Origin of the sequence: Pseudomonas sp. A-RE-22, assembly GCF_019956035.1 — a bacterium.
Classification (GTDB): Bacteria; Pseudomonadota; Gammaproteobacteria; order Pseudomonadales; family Pseudomonadaceae; genus Aquipseudomonas; species Aquipseudomonas brassicacearum.
Window position 1 is genome coordinate 12,835 of record NZ_JAHBCZ010000001.1, and the last position, 15,300, is coordinate 28,134.

Genomic DNA, 15,300 nt, shown 5'->3' on the forward strand with positions numbered 1-15,300 from the left:
CAGGCACCTCGGTTCCCTGAGAGACCGAGTTATCTTCATCGCGGGCAAGCCTTGCTCCCACACAGCAGGCCTTCGCCACAATGACGGTTACGCGGCAAGTTATGGCTGGTCTTCGCGCACCTGCACGCTCGCCGTCATCCCCGCGCTCAGGTTCACCCCCTCCGGTAACTTGTCCAACTTGATCCGCACCGGTATCCGTTGGGCCAGGCGCACCCAGTTGAAGGTCGGCTCGACCTCCGCCAGTAACTGCGCATCGGGATTGGTGTTGCGGTCGGTAATGCCACGGCTGATGCTCTCGACATGACCCTCCAGCGCATGGCCGGCGCTCATCAGCCAGATCTTGACCGGATCGCCCACGCGGATCCTCGGCAACTTGGTTTCTTCGAAATAGGCCTGCACATAGAACGTCGAGTCGTCGATCAACGCCATCACTGGCTGCCCGGCATTCACGTAGTTGCCTTCGGCCAGGCGCAGGTTGGTGATGTGGCCGTTGCGTGGGGCCAGGACCTGGCTGCGGGCCAGGTTGAGCTCGGCCACCTTGGCCTCGGCCTGGGCTTCGCGCAGTTCGCCGCGGGCGATGCCGGCGTTGATCTGGGCGTTTTCCCGCAGTTCGGCGCTGATGGCCTGGGGTCCAAGGGCCGCACGGCGGCTGGCTTCGTGTTCACGCAGGCTCAGTTGCTGCTGGCGCGTCTGCACCACCGCCCGAGCCTTCTCCACCGCCGCCTCGAAACGCTCGCGGTCGATACTCAGCAACACATCGCCGGCCTTGACCTGTTGGTTATCCACCGCCTTGAGCTCGCGCACCCAACCCGATACATCGGGTGCAATCACTACCACGTCGGCGCGGATCCGCGCATCGCGGGTCCAGGGTGTGAGCATGTAGTACTGCCACAGGTGAAACCCGGCGAAGATCGCCACGGCCACCATGCACAGCGTGACGGCGACACGTACGGATGTACGCATGTTCAACTCCTATAGCGGCCCGAGGACCACGGTAATAACGGTCAGGACACAGACATACAGGGCGCAGTCGAACAAGGCTTCATGCCAGATCCAGCGCCCGGCCGGCACCAGGCTGAGCAACAGGCGCAACGCACCGGTCACCAGCAACGCCAGCACCACATAAATCAGGAACGGGCTGAGCAACACCCCGCCAATCGACCACTCACGCAAGCCCATGGCTGTGCTCCCGTCGTTCAGGTTCGTGCTGGTGGCACCAGGCGCGCCAGCTGTTTTGCAATTGCACCACCGCGCCCTGGGCCAGCTTCAATGCGTCACCGGGCGGCTGGCTCGACAACACCTTCAGGAGCTCGGCGCTTGCCGGGGCCAGCGCATCGGCCTGGTCACCGGTCGGGCCGTGTCCGAGCACCTGCTCCAGCGCTTCGAAATAACGGCGCTGCGCCCGGGTATCGGGCACCTGGGCGACGGCCAGGCTCAGGCGCAAATGCAACAGTTCATCGCCAACGTCCAGCCCAAGCAAACCATCATCCCAACGGCTGCGCGCCTGCACCGGCAATTCGGGGTAATGCCGCGCCAACTGCAACAGCCGGTCGGCCATGCGCCCGCCGAACCAGCTCTCGGCGCCACGCAGACTGCGATGGGTCAGGCGCACCAGATCGTGGAGGGTCGCGGCCAGCAGGCGGCGGCTGTGCCAGGCCGGGTTGCGCAAAATCAGCAGATTGAAGGCCAGCACCGCCGCGCCCACGCCAATCATCATGGCCTGGGCGTTGTTGAAGAACGCTGCGACGTCGTACTTCATGGCATTGAGCGGTGAAATCAACACCACGAAATGCAGGCAGAACGAGGTCGCCGTGGCGAAGATCTGCGGCTTGGCCATACCCAGCGCGCCGAAAAACAACGGCACGCCCATGGCCATGCAGAGCATCGCAAAACTGCTCCATTGCGGGAGTACGAGTTCACCGATCACGAACGCCGTCGGCACGGCCAACAGGATGCCCCGCAGAAAACTCATGCCGATCTGTGCGCCGTTTTCGCGACTGGCAAACAGGCTGCACACCACGCACGTCAGCACCAGCGCACCCGAAGCGGCGGGCCAGGCAGTCGCCAGCCAGAAACAGGCAACCGCCAGGAACGCCAGGGCGCTGCGAGCACCAAAGACCATGGCCAGGGACAGATCACGATGAGGCGCCAGGGTTCGCGGTGGATCCGCCGCCTCCCTGCCCTCCCGTACCGCCGTCAAGGCTGCGCAGGCGGCCAGGGCGGTATCGAGCAACAAGGCGAACCGCGCCAGGCAGTAACTTTGCGCCGAGCTGATCTGCGGGTCGTGAGACGCATCCCATACCCGGGGGCGTAAGGCCTGCAAGGTCGCACTGTCGGCATCGAGGGCCTGCTGTACCTCGTTCATCCAGGGTTGGAGGGCCTCGGCCTCCTCGGGGTCGAGCTGTTTCCACTGCCGCCGCACCGAGCGCGAAAGGCGCAGCAACATCAGCAATTTCTGGCTCAAGCCGCTGATGGCTCGGGCTCGCTGTCGACCACGGCTGCCTTCGAACCAGGCATGTTCGCGCTGGGCATCCACCGCGACGATCCTGCCCAGAATTTCCAGCAACCCTTTTCGCGCCTGGACATCGCCAGCCAGGGTCACGCGGGCGGCCAGCATGCCGCTCTGCCAGGCCGCAAGGGCCTGACCGGCCAGTTGCCGCTCGACCCGCAACGGCCAGAGCAAGGCACTGGCCGCCGTGGCGCAGACAATGCCCAGGCTGATCTCGGTGCAGCGCGCCACCGCCTGCTCGAACACACCCAGCGGATGGGAAATGGCTGGCAAGGCAATGATCGCCACCGTGTAACCGGCCAGCACGAACGAATACGACCAGGCACTGCGCAGCAGCGTCGAACACGCTGTGCACAACCCCAGCCAGAGCGCCAAGGCCAGCAGGAACAACCAGGGCGCCTGGGCAAACAGGCCCATGAACACCACCGACATGACGGTGCCCACCAGCGTGCCGACCAATCGCGCCAACCCCTTCTGCACCACCATCCCGGACAGTGGCTGGGCGACGATGATCGCGGTCATCAGCGCCCATGACGGCTGCTCCAGCCCCCAGCGCAGCGCCAGCCACAACGCCAGCCCAGCACCAAGCACCGTCTTGATGGCGAACTGCAAAGCGAGGCGGTCAGGGGCAAACAAGGCCTGGAAGGTAATGGGCACGCGAAAAACTCTTTGGGGGACGCCAGTAACAATAGATGCAATGCAGGGGATAGGCGACGCAATTATTAGCTAGCTATCTATCCGAGTCCAGAGCTGATTATTGATGGATTCAACAACACACTTTTCTGTTTGATGCTGAGCGAGTTGAAATGCCATCGCCCTCACTCGCCACAACAGTGTTCACCTTAAATCTGAGTCGTCGCCACAAAAAAACGCCAGCATGCTGGCGTTTTTTTTCGATCAGGACGCGTTGTTAGCTGGCGCGCGCCTGGTTGCGCAGGGCCTTGACCTGGTCATGGTTGCGTTGCACACCGTGGTACTGACGCTCAACCAGGTCACGAATGCCGACCAGGTTGTGCTTGGTGATTTTCTCGAGCGCTTCCTTGTAGGCCTTGAGCGCATGGTCTTCGCCACGCTCGGCTTCGTTGAGCACCGCTTCTTCGTCCTTGCCGGTGAACATGGATTTCACGTCCACCCAACGACGGTGCAGGTCACCGGCAACGCTGGTGGAGGTTTCCGGATCGCCGCCCAGGGAACGAACCGCCGCTTGCAGTTCAGCCGCAGCAGTCGCGCAATCGGCAGCACGTTGAACGAACAGCGCCTTGAGTTGTGGGTGCTTGATGTCTTCAGCGCAGGTCTTGAAGCCTTCCTGGCCATCTTTGCTGGTCTCGATCAGGTCGTTCAAGACGGAGATGGATTCTTTGTTGATGTCAGTCATTTTTCAGTTCCTTTGCTTGGTGAATAAAAAACCTGCAAGGGATGTTGCATCGGCCATGCCAGTCAAAGAATCCATTTAATTTTATTTAAAATCAGTTAGTTACAAAAAAACAAGAAAACTGTATCCGCGTTATTTGCATGATCTGTCATTTGGCCTGCATGCAGAATGCCTGTATTTTCGAGGCAGACTTGAATCAGACGATTGCCATGAACCCGGAAAAGCTCGAATTGCTCGTCACGCGTCAAATGCCGTTCGGCAAATACAAGGGTCGAATCCTGGCTGACCTGCCCGGTCAATACCTGAACTGGTTCGCCCGCGAGGGTTTTCCTCACGGTGAACTGGGTGGTTTGCTGGCACTGATGCAGGAAATCGATCACAACGGGCTGTCGGACCTGCTCGATCCATTGCGTGCCAAACACGGCAAGCCCAAGCCTCGCCCCTGACCAGTTGAGCCCCCGTCATGCCCGAAAACACGCTACGCGCCCACGATGAAGCTTTCTGGCAGACGTTTGTCGGCCGCTATGACGTCGATCCCGTCGGGCCGCTCAACCTGGAAAACGGTTACTTCGCACGCATGTCCCGCACCGTGGTGGAGGAGTACCAGCGCAACATCGAGTTCATCAACCGAGGCAACTCGGTGTACGTGCGCCAGCATTTCGACCGTGAACACGGCGAAGCCATTCGTCGACAGGTGGCCCAGCTTATCCACGCTTCACCCCAGAGCGTGGGGTTGGCCGGCAGCGCGGTGGATGCCTTGCAGACGCTGATTCGCAACTACAACGGCCTCAAGCCAGGGGATCAAGTACTGATCTGTGATCTGGAATACGCCTCGGTCAAGAGTGCAATGCGCTGGCTGGCCCGCCAGCGTGGCGTGGAGGTGATCGAAATCGTCCACCAGCACCCGGCCAGTTTCGAAAGCCTGGTTGGCACTTACCGCGAAGCGTTCATTCGCTACCCTCGCCTCAAGTTGATGGCGCTGACCTACGTCAACCACCTCACCGGGCTGGTGATGCCGGTCCAGGCCATCGCCGAGAGTGCCCGCGAGTTTGCCGTCGACATCATCCTCGACGGTGCCCACGCCCTGGGCCAGATCGATTTCGACCTGAAGAAGCTCGGGATCGAATTCGCCGGGTTCAACCTGCAGAAGTGGATTGGCGGGCCCCTCTCCCAGGGCTTCCTGTACATCGCCCCGCAGCGCTTGGCCGACATCGACCCGGACATGGACGAAGACAGTTACCCCGCCACCGACGTCCGCTCGCGCACGCCCCACAGCACGCCCAACATCCCTGCCTTGCTCACCCTGCCGCTGGTCTTCGAAGAACACCAGGCCCTGGGTGGCGCTTCGGCCAAAGGCGCGCGCCTCTGTTATCTGCGTGACCTGTGGGTGAGCGCCGTGCGCGATGTGCCGGGCATCGAGGTCATGACCCCGGATGACCGGCGTCTCTATTGCGGGATCACCGCAATGCGCTTCACCGCCCGAACCGATCAACAAGCGATGGCCGATCGATTGCTCAATGAGCATGGAATCTTCACCGTGGTGCGCCATACCAGCGTCGGGCCGTGCATTCGCATTACCCCGGGGCTGATTACCTTGGCGAGTGATATCGAGCGGTTGACCCAAGCGCTACTTGAACTGAGCCGTACCTAGATCCCTCGCCACAGGAAATTTGTGCTGCCATAAAAACCCAGGCAAAAAAAACGGCGCGCCGACCAAGCGCACCGTAAAACCGTAGAACACCCAACGAGGTTCGGTAAAACAATCAGTCCAGCAGCGCCAAGGCCTCGGCGGTGCATTCCTGAATGCGGGCCCAGTCGCCGTTCTTGATCCACTCAGGATCAAGCATCCAGCTTCCGCCCACGCACATCACGTTTTTCAACGCCATGTAGCTCTTGATGTTGGCCGGGCTCACGCCGCCGGTCGGGCAGAATTTCACTTCGCCGAACGGGCCACCCAAGGCCTTGATGGCCGCGACGCCGCCACTGACTTCGGCCGGGAACAATTTGAAGCGGCGATAGCCCAGGCTGTAGCCTTCCATGATGCCCGAAGCGTTACTGATACCTGGCAGTAACGGGATAGGGCTGTAGACGCTGGCCTCAAGCAGATCACGGGTGATGCCCGGGGTGACGATGAACTGCGAACCGGCCGCCTCGGCGGCGTCCAGCATGTGGCGGTCGAGCACCGTGCCGGCACCGGTCACCAGCTCCGGACGTTGCTCGCGCAGCACCTGGATGGCCTTGAGGCCGTATTGGGAACGCAGCGTCACTTCCAGCGCCGTCAGGCCACCGGCGGCCAGGGCATCGGCCAGCGGCAGGATGTCCTGTTCACGGGCAATGGTGATCACCGGCAGGATCCGCGCCTTGGCGCAGAGGCTGTCGATCAGGGCAACTTTGTCCGCCATGGAAACGGTCGGGGATGGGTTTGTCATAGCGGCTGATCCTTGGTTCATGGGCACCAGTAAATCTCTAACGTAGATTGCAGAAACGCGCGGATCGGCATTTCGGCGACATCGTCACCGGCCACCGCAGCGTTCAAGGTGGTCAATTTCGACTGACCGGAAATCGACAGCACTTTGTGTTGCGCCGAAGCCAGCAAGGCGCGGCTCATGGTCAAGCGCTGGTGCGGCACGGTCGGCGCCAGCATCGGCCAGCAGCGACGTGTGCCATTGGCGTCCAGGGCCTGGGCCAGGTTCGGGCTGCCTGGGAACAGCGAGGCAGTGTGCCCGTCATCGCCCATGCCCAATACCAGCACATCGATCGGCGGCAGCTCGGCCAACAGGCGATCGGCCTGCGCGGCAGCCGCTTCCAGGTTGGCGCTGGCGCTATAGAGGCTCAGGAACTGGGCCTTGGCCGCCGCGCCTTGCAGCAGGTAACGCTTGAGCAGGCCGGCGTTGCTGTCGGCATGTTCAACCGGTACCCAGCGCTCATCGGCCAGGCTGACCACCACTTTGGACCAATCCAGCGCCTGCTTGGCCAGGTACTGGAAAAACGCCACCGGGCTGCGGCCACCGGAGACCACCAGGGTCGCCGCACCGCGCGCCTCGATTGCATTGCGCAACTGCTCGGCCACTTTCAGCGCCAGGCCTTCGGCCAGCACCACCGGGTTCTTGAATTCATGGGCGCTAACGCCCTGCGGCAGTTTCAATTCAGATATCGCCATACCATGACCTCCCATCCCGCGTGATCAGTGCAATGGAGCTCATCGGCCCCCAGGACCCAGCCGCATACGGCTTGGGCGCATCGCCGGATTTCTTCCACCCGGCGATCAACTGGTCACACCACGTCCACGCGGCTTCAATTTCATCTTTACGGACAAACAGGTTCTGATTGCCGTTCATGACTTCCAGCAACAACCGCTCGTAGGCATCGGGAATACGTGCGCTGCGATAGGTGTCGGAGAAGTTGAGTTGCAACGGACCGCTGCGCAATTGCATGCCCTTGTCCAGGCCCTGCTCCTTGGTCATCACTCGCAAGGAAATCCCTTCGTCCGGTTGCAGGCGGATGATCAGCTTGTTGCTGATCTGCAAGCGCTGCTCGGGCGCGAAGATGTAGTGGGACGGTTCCTTGAAGTGGATGACGATCTGCGACAGCTTTTGCGGCATGCGCTTGCCGGTACGCAGGTAAAACGGCACCCCGGCCCAACGCCAGTTGCGGATGTCGGCGCGCAGGGCGACGAACGTCTCGGTGTCGCTCTGGGTGTTGGAGTTGGGTTCTTCGAGGTAGCCAGGCACTGCCTTGCCCTCGCTGTGGCCGGCGATGTACTGGCCGCGCACCACCTGGGTAGTCAGGCCTTCCGGGCTGATTGGCGCCAGGGCCTTGAGCACCTTGACCTTCTCGTCACGGATGCTGTCGGCGGACAAGTCGGCCGGTGGGTCCATGGCGATCAGGCACAGCAGCTGCAACAGGTGGTTCTGGATCATGTCCCGCAGTTGACCGGCCTTGTCGAAATAGCCCCAGCGGCCTTCGATACCGACCTTCTCGGCCACGGTGATTTCCACGTGGGAAATGTAGTTCTGGTTCCACTGGGTTTCGAACAGGCTGTTGGCGAACCGCAGCGCGATCAGGTTCTGGACCGTCTCTTTACCCAGGTAATGGTCGATGCGATAGGTACGGTTTTCCGGGAAGAACTGCGCCACGGCGTCGTTGACCTTGCGCGAAGACTCCAGGTCCGAGCCGATGGGCTTCTCCAGCACGACACGGGTGTTTTCGCTCAAGCCAACCTTCGCCAGGTTCTCGCAGATCGCCCCATACACCGCCGCTGGGGTGGCGAAATAGGCAATGACCTGCTGGGTCGAACCGGCTGCTTCGGCCAAGGCGACGTAATCGTCGGCCTTGAGGAAGTCCACGTGCAGGTAGGTCAACCGTGCCAGGAAACGCTCGAGTACGCCTTCATCCAGGTCTTTTTCACCGACGTAGCGACGCAGTTCGGCGGTGATGAATGCCAGGTGCTGCTGCTCGCCGCCGGGTTCACGGGCCAGCGCAATGATTCGCGTGTCCTCGTGCAACAACTGGGCGCCATCGAGCTGATACAGGGCAGGAAAGAGCTTGCGCAAGGCCAGATCGCCCAACGCGCCGAACAAGGCAAAGGTGCACGGTTCAACCGTAATCGAAGGCATGATGTTTGTTCTTTTATCAAGTTAAACTACAAATACCTTTTTTCAAGGTATCACTCAAGGAAAAATGTAGTAATAACCACAACATTTTTCGAAAATACCGATTCCGAGTGGTGGTCCGTCGGAGCCATCAGTAGGATAGGCCACCGCAAAGGGTCGTATCAAAGACCCGTCTTCCTAGGAATCTTGTATGGACCGCGTGCGAAATTTACTGGAACAGATCCAGAGTCGCCTTGAAGACCTGAACAAGGCCGAACGCAAAGTGGCCGAGATCATCCTGCTCAACCCGCAGCAGGCGACCCGCTTCAGCATCGCCGCCCTCGCCCAGGCGGCTTCGGTCAGTGAACCGACCGTCAACCGTTTCTGCCGCTCGTTCGGCGTCAGCGGTTACCCGGAACTCAAGCTGCAACTGGCCCAAAGCCTGGCCAGCGGCGCTGCTTATGTGAGCCGTGCGGTGGAGGCCGACGACAACCCGGAAGCCTACACCCGGAAAATCTTTGGCAGTGCCATTGCCTCATTGGACAGCGCCTGCCAGGCCCTTGATCCCAATTTGATCAGTCGCGCCGTGGACCTGCTGATCCAGGCCCGGCAGATCCACTTCTTCGGCCTCGGCGCCTCCGCTCCCGTGGCGCTGGATGCCCAGCACAAGTTTTTCCGCTTCAACCTGGCAGTGACCGCTCATGCCGACGTACTGATGCAGCGCATGATCGCGTCGGTGGCCCATACCGGTGAACTGTTCGTGATCATTTCCTACACCGGTCGTACCCGCGAGCTGGTGGAAGTGGCGCGCATCGCCCGGGAAAACGGCGCGTCGGTGCTTGGCCTGACCGCCGAAGGCTCGCCATTGGCCAAGGCCAGTACCCTGAGCCTGAACATTCCGCTGCCCGAAGACACCGATATCTACATGCCGATGACCTCACGGATCATCCAGCTCACCGTACTGGACGTGCTCGCCACCGGCATGACCCTGCGTCGGGGCGTGGACTTCCAGCCACATCTGCGCAAGATCAAGGAAAGCTTGAATGCCAGCCGGTATCCGGTGGGGGATGAGTTCAACTGATTCGGTCCAGAATCTTCGGTGCCTGATAGTCCGTCTTCGCGAGCAGGCTCGCTCCCACACTGGATCTTCGGCGTTCACAAGCCCCCCTGTGGGAGCGAGCTTGCTCCGGGGAGCGATCCGACGATGGGGCCAGCCGCCTCACCGCAGATCCAGAGCTAAGCCCCCACCCACGCCTGCAAACTCAGATGCGCCCGCTCCCCCGGCGCCAGGCACAGGCTGTCGGTGCCGCCACTGGCCGCTTCGACGCAGACGAATTCGCTAACCTCATCCCAACTCACCCCCAGCAACGGCCGTGCGCCGGGATGCCAGACCACGGTGTCGGCGCTGTCGCCGGTGTCGATGCACAATTCGCGCTGCCAGGCGTGGTCCTTGAGCTGCAATTCCCCCTCATGCTGGAACACCCGCTGGCAGCCGCCCTCGACCCGCAACTCGCCTTCCTGCTGACAAACCGCACGGTTCAACTGATCGTAACCCTGTGCGCCCTCGAGCCCAGACAGCGCTACCTCACCGACGTCACCAATACGCCAATACGCATGCAAAGCCTGGCTCAGCTGGCACGGCAGGCTGTCCTGGTGCTCGGTGCTCAGGCGCAGTTCCATGCGTTCACCCAAGTCTGCATGCAGGTCCACTTGCCAGTCGCACAGCTGCAGTTGCCAGTGCAAATGCACACCGTCTTCATCACTGCGGCTGTCGAGCAACTTCCAGTCGATCAACCGCGCCCAGCCATGGGATGGCCAGGCGTTTTCGCTGGGATGACGACCATACCAAGGCCAACACACCGGCACCCCGCCGCGGATCGCCCCGACGTGTGGCCACTTGGCCGCGCACCACAACCACGGCTTTTGGCCTCGCGGTTGGAAATGCAGCAACTGTGCGCCCTGGCGACTGAACACCGCCTGGCACAACGGGTGGTCGATCACCAACACATCGCGCTGCCGATAGCGCTCCCACGCGAACACCGGGCGTTCGCGCAAGGATCTGAAAAAGCGTTGTAGCGGATGCTCATGCATGGGCCGCGGTCCTGGAAATCATTGAATTGCTCATCTGTTTGCAACGCTTGTTGTGGCAAGGCGATTTATCTGTGGGAGCTAAGCTTGCTCCCACAGGTCTGCGCGCAACCAAACACGCGCCCCAAAAAAAAGCGGACAGCCTTGGCCGTCCGCAAATATGCGCACATAGAGAGGAGCTTATCGCAACAGCGTTAGAACACCGACTGAATTTTCAGGCCGGCCACCAGCGCGTTGTCGACTTCATCCACACCACCTGGGTGAGTGATGTATTGCAGGTTGGGACGCACGGTCAGCCAGTTGGTGACGTGGACGCCGTAGTTGAGTTCGTAGTTGTACTCAGTGCTACGCAGCGGTGCGAACAGTGGGTCGTTGTAGTCGCTAACACCATTGGCAATGTTGGTCAGCTCGGCGTTTTTCTTCACGTCATCGTTGACATGGATACGGGAGAAGCCAATCCCGATGTCATCTTTAGGACGCGCATCAAACGGCCCCTTGTACACAAACATCAGCGACTGGTAGTTGTCGACGAAGTTGGTGTCCTTGTCGTGGAAGGTCGCGTTGGCCGCGATGTTCAGACCGCGGGAAGCGTCACCGTTGTGAGTGGTGAGTTGTTGTTGAGCGACAAACCAGTAGCCGTGCTTGCTGTCGTGACTGCGATAGGCGTTGCGGGTGGTCGCGGCATCATCGCCATTGTCATCTTCACGGACGTCATTGGCATCGGCCGTGCTCTTGTAGTAACCGACACGGTATTCGCCCGGCAGGTTGTTGACCTTCGGCGACCAGACCAGCTCGACTGGGATGACAGTACCCTTGGTGCCACTGCCGCTGAGCTTGAAGCCGTTACCGTGCTCCAGTTGCGAGGGGTTCTGGTTGTATGCACCGATCTGCGCATAGAACTCAGGCGTGATGTTGTACTTTACGCGAATCGCCGCCTGCATGACCGGCCAGTTGTACCAGATGCCGGTCGCCCAGTTACCCGCTTGGGACCCGCAGAATGCCAGGTTCTGGAACTCGCAAGGGAAGGTGTTGAAGTCTTCGCCTTCGCCGAAGTAACCGGCCTTGACGTCCAGCTTGCCATCGAGGAACTGGTGCTTGATCCACAATTGGGTCAGACGGACCATGTGGCCACGGCCGTAGACTTCCTGGGAAGAACTCAAGGTGCCGGCACGCGGGTCGCCGACACGGTCATTTGAAATGTTTTCACCGTTACGGTTGGTGAGCTGGACCTTGGCCTGGGTGTTATCCCAGCCCATCAGTTTTTCCAGGTCCAGCGCCACACCCAGACCGAACTGGTCGGAGTAACGCGCCGTCTTGTCGTTGTTGTAGCCGCCATGCAAGTTGGCGCCCACTTCACCGACGTAGTCAGCCTTGATATCGATACCTTGCTCGATCAGCTTGGTCCGCTCGCCACCCCAGTCACCCGTCATCCACTGCGAATCGGCGCTGAACGCGTCGGCAGCGTGTGCGCTACCGGCCAGCATCATCGCCGCAACGGCTGACAACTGGCAGATAAGCTGGGCGTTATTTTTCTTCTTCATCCCTACATCCTCGTCTTTATTGTTATTAACTGTTTTTATCTAACGCGGTTTACAACGATTGCGGCGGATGTCCCCATCCACCGCATACTCCTTGCTGTGGGAGCAGGCCTGCTCCCCCATTTGTTCTTCATCGGCCTTTGAACTGCGCCACGTTCGCCGACCGGGCATCGGCTTGCGGCTGGCCAGCCACGCCCAGGCGCTCGCCGGACTGCGCGTCGAACAGCAGCACTTTCGACGGATCGAACTGCAGTGTCAGGGTTTCCCCCGGCTGCGGTGCAACGTCCGGCGCCAGGCGGCAGCAGACCTTGGTGTCGTTGAGATTGACGAACACCAGGGTGTCCGGCCCGGTAGGTTCGGTGACCTGGACTTCGGCGCGAATGGTCGGCAAGCCATTGGCCTCGCTGCCCGCCAGCATGATCTGCTCCGGGCGCATGCCCAGGATCACTTCGCGGTCTTCCAGGCCGGCGTCCTGCATGCCCATCGGCAGTTCGCAACGAGCCTGGCCGCTGTCGAGCAGCGCCAGCAGGCGACCGTCCTTGCGTTGCAGGCGCAGCGGGATGAAGTTCATCGGTGGCGAACCGATGAAGCTCGCCACGAACAGATTGGCCGGGTTGGTGTAGATGTCTTTCGGCGTGCCGAACTGCTGGATGATCCCGTCCTTCATCACCGCCACTTTGTCGCCCAGGGTCATCGCTTCGATCTGGTCGTGGGTCACGTAGACCGTGGTGGTCTTCAGGCGCTGGTGCATCAGCTTCATTTCGGTACGCATCTCGACCCGCAGCTTGGCGTCGAGGTTGGACAGTGGTTCATCGAACAGGTAGATCTTCGGCCGCCGCGCCAGCGCACGGCCCATGGCCACGCGCTGTTGCTGCCCGCCGGAGAGCTGGCCGGGCTTGCGATTGAGCAGGTGCTCGATCTGCAGCAACTTGGCCACGCGGTTGACCTCTTCGTCGATGTCCGACTGTTTCATCTTGCGGATTTTCAGACCGAACTCGATGTTCTCGCGCACGCTCATGGTCGGGTACAGCGCGTAGGACTGGAACACCATGGCGATATCGCGATCTTTCGGGCTCATGCCGCTGACATCCTGATCGCCGATCATGATCGCGCCGCCAGTGATGGTCTCAAGGCCGGCGATGCAGTTCATCAGTGTCGACTTGCCACAGCCCGAAGGTCCGACCAGGATCAGGAACTCCCCGTCCTTGATCGACAACTCGATGTTCTTCAGGGTGTCCGGCAGGCCGACACCATAGGTCTTGTTTACGTTGCGAAGTTCAAGCGTTGCCATGATTACCCCTTGACTGCGCCGGCCGTCAGACCGCGCACGAAATACTTGCCTGCGACCACATAGACCAGCAGGGTCGGCAGCCCGGCGATCATCGCCGCCGCCATGTCCACGTTGTATTCCTTGGCCCCGGTACTGGTGTTGACCAAGTTGTTCAGCGCCACCGTAATGGGCTGCGAATCACCGCTGGAGAACACCACGCCGAACAGGAAGTCGTTCCAGATCTGCGTGAACTGCCAGATCAGGCAGACCATGATGATCGGGGTGGACATCGGCAGGATGATCCGCCGGAAAATGGTGAAGAACCCCGCACCGTCCAGTCGCGCCGCCTTCACCAGTGCATCGGGAATGCTGACGTAGTAGTTGCGGAAGAACAGCGTGGTGAAGGCCAGGCCGTAGACCACGTGCACGAACACCAGGCCTGTGGTGGTGCTGGCCAGGCCCATCTTGCCGAGGGTGAACGAGGCCGGCAGCAGGACGGTCTGGAACGGCAGGAAGCACCCGAACAGCAACAGGCCGAAGAACAACTGCGAACCGCGAAAACGCCACATCGACAGCACGTAGCCGTTCAAGGCACCGATGGCGGTAGAGATCAGCACCGCCGGGACGGTGATCTTGATCGAGTTCCAGAAGTAACCGTCGACGGTGGCCCAGGCCTTGACCCAACCGATGCCACTGACCACGGTCGGCCAGCTCAACAGGTTGCCGGTGCTGATGTCTTCCGGCGTCTTGAAGCTGGTCAACAGCATGACCACCAACGGCACCAGGTAAAGCAGTACGGCGAGGATCAGCACCGCGTAGATGGCGATGCGACTCAGGCTGATGGAAGGTTTGGCAGCGAGACTAGTCATGACGCTTGGTCCTCAGCTCGGAGTACAGGTAAGGCACGATGATTGCGAGAATCGCACCGAGCATCAGGATTGCACTGGCCGAGCCCATGCCCATCTGACCGCGACTGAACGTGAAGGAATACATGAACATGGCTGGCAGGTCGGAGGAGTAGCCCGGGCCGCCGGCCGTCATTGCGGCCACCAGGTCGAAGCTCTTGATTGCGATGTGCGCCAGGATCATCACGGCGCTGAAGAACACCGGGCGCAGGCTCGGCAGCACCACTTTCCAGTAGATGCGCGGCATGCTCGCGCCATCGATCTGCGCGGCACGGATGATCGATTGATCGACACCCCGCAGGCCGGCCAGGAACATCGCCATGATGAAGCCCGAGGCCTGCCACACCGCTGCGATCACCAGGCAGTACACCACGCGATCCGGGTCGATCAGCCAATCCAGGCGGAAGCCTTCCCAACCCCAGTCACGCAACAATTTGTCCAGGCCCATGCCCGGGTTGAGCAGCCATTTCCAGGCCGTACCGGTGACGATCATCGAGAGCGCCATCGGGTACAGGTAAATGGTGCGGATGAAACCTTCGCGACGAATGCGCTGGTCAAGGAACACCGCCAGCAACACACCGATCACCAGGGTGATACCGATGAACAGGCCGCCGAACAGCGCCAGGTTCTTGCTCGCCACCCACCAGCGGTCGTTGTCCATCAGCCGCGCGTATTGCGCCAGGCCTGCCCACTTGTAGTTCGGCAGGAACGTCGAAGTGGTGAACGACAGGACGAACGTCCACAAGATATAGCCATAGAAGCCCACCAGGACGATGAACATGCTCGGCGCCAGCACCAGTTTCGGGAGCCAGCGCTGCAATGCATCGAACGGCGAGGCCTTGCTGAACACAGCAACAGAACTCATGGGAAGATCCAGTACAAGAGAAAAGGACTACAAAACATTCCCTGTGTGGGGGCGGGCTTGTGTGGGAACCGAGCTTGCTCGCGAGGAAGGCACCTCGGTCTTTCCAATGACCGCGTTATCGTTCATCGCGAGCAAGCTTTGTTCCCACACAAGCTCGCTCC

The 15,300-nt window shown here is 60.8% G+C and carries 15 protein-coding genes; 3 read left to right on the plus strand and 12 right to left on the minus strand.

The window, feature by feature from the left end; translation table 11 throughout:
• Positions 1-99: 99 nt before the first annotated feature.
• The 4 genes from KGA89_RS00070 to KGA89_RS00085 form a co-directional block, all read right to left on the minus strand.
• Complete coding sequence (locus KGA89_RS00070) at positions 100-963, minus strand: HlyD family secretion protein (RefSeq protein ID WP_003198567.1); 864 nt, start codon at positions 961-963, stop codon at positions 100-102.
• A gap of 9 nt (positions 964-972) precedes the next feature.
• Entirely contained in the window at positions 973-1,179 is a 207-nt protein-coding gene (locus KGA89_RS00075) for a DUF1656 domain-containing protein (RefSeq protein ID WP_003198565.1), read from the minus strand.
• Positions 1,166-3,166, minus strand: a complete 2,001-nt coding sequence (locus KGA89_RS00080; protein ID WP_223470151.1) for an FUSC family protein — start codon at positions 3,164-3,166, stop codon at positions 1,166-1,168. The genes KGA89_RS00075 and KGA89_RS00080 overlap by 14 nt, the downstream gene beginning before the upstream one ends.
• Positions 3,167-3,419: 253 nt before the next feature.
• On the minus strand, positions 3,420-3,884 hold the full coding sequence (locus KGA89_RS00085) for a ferritin-like domain-containing protein (protein WP_003198561.1): 465 nt from the start codon (positions 3,882-3,884) through the stop codon (positions 3,420-3,422).
• Between the two features lie 206 nt (positions 3,885-4,090).
• On the opposite strand from KGA89_RS00085, the gene KGA89_RS00090 reads away from it, so the two are divergent.
• Positions 4,091-4,327 carry a DUF3820 family protein gene (locus KGA89_RS00090; protein WP_027912035.1) on the plus strand — a complete coding sequence of 79 codons (237 nt, stop codon included), beginning with the start codon at positions 4,091-4,093 and terminating at the stop codon, positions 4,325-4,327.
• Between the two features lie 17 nt (positions 4,328-4,344).
• Complete coding sequence (locus KGA89_RS00095; RefSeq protein ID WP_223470153.1) at positions 4,345-5,532, plus strand: aminotransferase class V-fold PLP-dependent enzyme; 1,188 nt, start codon at positions 4,345-4,347, stop codon at positions 5,530-5,532.
• 112 nt (positions 5,533-5,644) lie between these two features.
• On the opposite strand, the gene KGA89_RS00100 is transcribed toward KGA89_RS00095, so the two are convergent.
• From KGA89_RS00100 to zwf, 3 genes are read right to left on the minus strand one after another with little or no spacing between them, the layout of a single operon-like run.
• Positions 5,645-6,310: a bifunctional 4-hydroxy-2-oxoglutarate aldolase/2-dehydro-3-deoxy-phosphogluconate aldolase gene (locus KGA89_RS00100; protein WP_013692437.1), complete on the minus strand. Its 666-nt coding sequence runs from the start codon at positions 6,308-6,310 to the stop codon at positions 5,645-5,647.
• A gap of 17 nt (positions 6,311-6,327) precedes the next feature.
• A complete protein-coding gene (gene pgl, locus KGA89_RS00105) occupies positions 6,328-7,041 on the minus strand; it encodes a 6-phosphogluconolactonase (RefSeq protein WP_223470155.1) in 714 nt (237 codons plus the stop codon).
• The gene (gene zwf / locus KGA89_RS00110) at positions 7,028-8,497 is read right to left on the minus strand and encodes a glucose-6-phosphate dehydrogenase (protein ID WP_027912038.1); all 1,470 of its coding nucleotides are present in this window, start codon (positions 8,495-8,497) and stop codon (positions 7,028-7,030) included. Before zwf ends, pgl begins: the two co-directional genes overlap by 14 nt.
• Positions 8,498-8,693: 196 nt before the next feature.
• On the opposite strand from zwf, the gene KGA89_RS00115 reads away from it, so the two are divergent.
• Entirely contained in the window at positions 8,694-9,554 is an 861-nt protein-coding gene (locus tag KGA89_RS00115; RefSeq protein WP_170842276.1) for a MurR/RpiR family transcriptional regulator, read from the plus strand.
• 155 nt (positions 9,555-9,709) lie between these two features.
• Here the strand turns inward: KGA89_RS00115 and KGA89_RS00120 are convergent, their stop codons facing one another.
• The 5 genes from KGA89_RS00120 to KGA89_RS00140 form a co-directional block, all read right to left on the minus strand.
• Complete coding sequence (locus KGA89_RS00120; RefSeq protein WP_027912039.1) at positions 9,710-10,564, minus strand: D-hexose-6-phosphate mutarotase; 855 nt, start codon at positions 10,562-10,564, stop codon at positions 9,710-9,712.
• Positions 10,565-10,755: 191 nt separating this feature from the next.
• Positions 10,756-12,102: a carbohydrate porin gene (locus KGA89_RS00125; protein ID WP_027912040.1), complete on the minus strand. Its 1,347-nt coding sequence runs from the start codon at positions 12,100-12,102 to the stop codon at positions 10,756-10,758.
• A 127-nt stretch (positions 12,103-12,229) separates the two neighbouring features.
• On the minus strand, positions 12,230-13,390 hold the full coding sequence (locus KGA89_RS00130; RefSeq protein ID WP_038859362.1) for an ABC transporter ATP-binding protein: 1,161 nt from the start codon (positions 13,388-13,390) through the stop codon (positions 12,230-12,232).
• 2 nt (positions 13,391-13,392) lie between these two features.
• Positions 13,393-14,238 (minus strand): carbohydrate ABC transporter permease, encoded by an 846-nt coding sequence (locus tag KGA89_RS00135; protein ID WP_003198539.1) that lies wholly within the window; start codon positions 14,236-14,238, stop codon positions 13,393-13,395.
• On the minus strand, positions 14,231-15,139 hold the full coding sequence (locus KGA89_RS00140) for a carbohydrate ABC transporter permease (RefSeq protein ID WP_003198535.1): 909 nt from the start codon (positions 15,137-15,139) through the stop codon (positions 14,231-14,233). Before KGA89_RS00140 ends, KGA89_RS00135 begins: the two co-directional genes overlap by 8 nt.
• Positions 15,140-15,300 lie beyond the last annotated feature (161 nt).

What these genes read in the sequence shown, in the direction of transcription:
- KGA89_RS00070 (WP_003198567.1), bottom strand. Translation starts at nt 963, where the DNA reads ATGCGTACATCCGTACGTGTCGCCGTCACGCTGTGCATGGTGGCCGTG.
- KGA89_RS00075 (WP_003198565.1), bottom strand. Translation starts at nt 1,179, where the DNA reads ATGGGCTTGCGTGAGTGGTCGATTGGCGGGGTGTTGCTCAGCCCGTTC.
- KGA89_RS00085 (WP_003198561.1), bottom strand. Translation starts at nt 3,884, where the DNA reads ATGACTGACATCAACAAAGAATCCATCTCCGTCTTGAACGACCTGATC.
- KGA89_RS00090 (WP_027912035.1), top strand. Translation starts at nt 4,091, where the DNA reads ATGAACCCGGAAAAGCTCGAATTGCTCGTCACGCGTCAAATGCCGTTC.
- KGA89_RS00095 (WP_223470153.1), top strand. Translation starts at nt 4,345, where the DNA reads ATGCCCGAAAACACGCTACGCGCCCACGATGAAGCTTTCTGGCAGACG.
- KGA89_RS00100 (WP_013692437.1), bottom strand. Translation starts at nt 6,310, where the DNA reads ATGACAAACCCATCCCCGACCGTTTCCATGGCGGACAAAGTTGCCCTG.
- pgl (WP_223470155.1), bottom strand. Translation starts at nt 7,041, where the DNA reads ATGGCGATATCTGAATTGAAACTGCCGCAGGGCGTTAGCGCCCATGAA.
- zwf (WP_027912038.1), bottom strand. Translation starts at nt 8,497, where the DNA reads ATGCCTTCGATTACGGTTGAACCGTGCACCTTTGCCTTGTTCGGCGCG.
- KGA89_RS00120 (WP_027912039.1), bottom strand. Translation starts at nt 10,564, where the DNA reads ATGCATGAGCATCCGCTACAACGCTTTTTCAGATCCTTGCGCGAACGC.
- KGA89_RS00125 (WP_027912040.1), bottom strand. Translation starts at nt 12,102, where the DNA reads ATGAAGAAGAAAAATAACGCCCAGCTTATCTGCCAGTTGTCAGCCGTT.
- KGA89_RS00130 (WP_038859362.1), bottom strand. Translation starts at nt 13,390, where the DNA reads ATGGCAACGCTTGAACTTCGCAACGTAAACAAGACCTATGGTGTCGGC.
- KGA89_RS00135 (WP_003198539.1), bottom strand. Translation starts at nt 14,238, where the DNA reads ATGACTAGTCTCGCTGCCAAACCTTCCATCAGCCTGAGTCGCATCGCC.
- KGA89_RS00140 (WP_003198535.1), bottom strand. Translation starts at nt 15,139, where the DNA reads ATGAGTTCTGTTGCTGTGTTCAGCAAGGCCTCGCCGTTCGATGCATTG.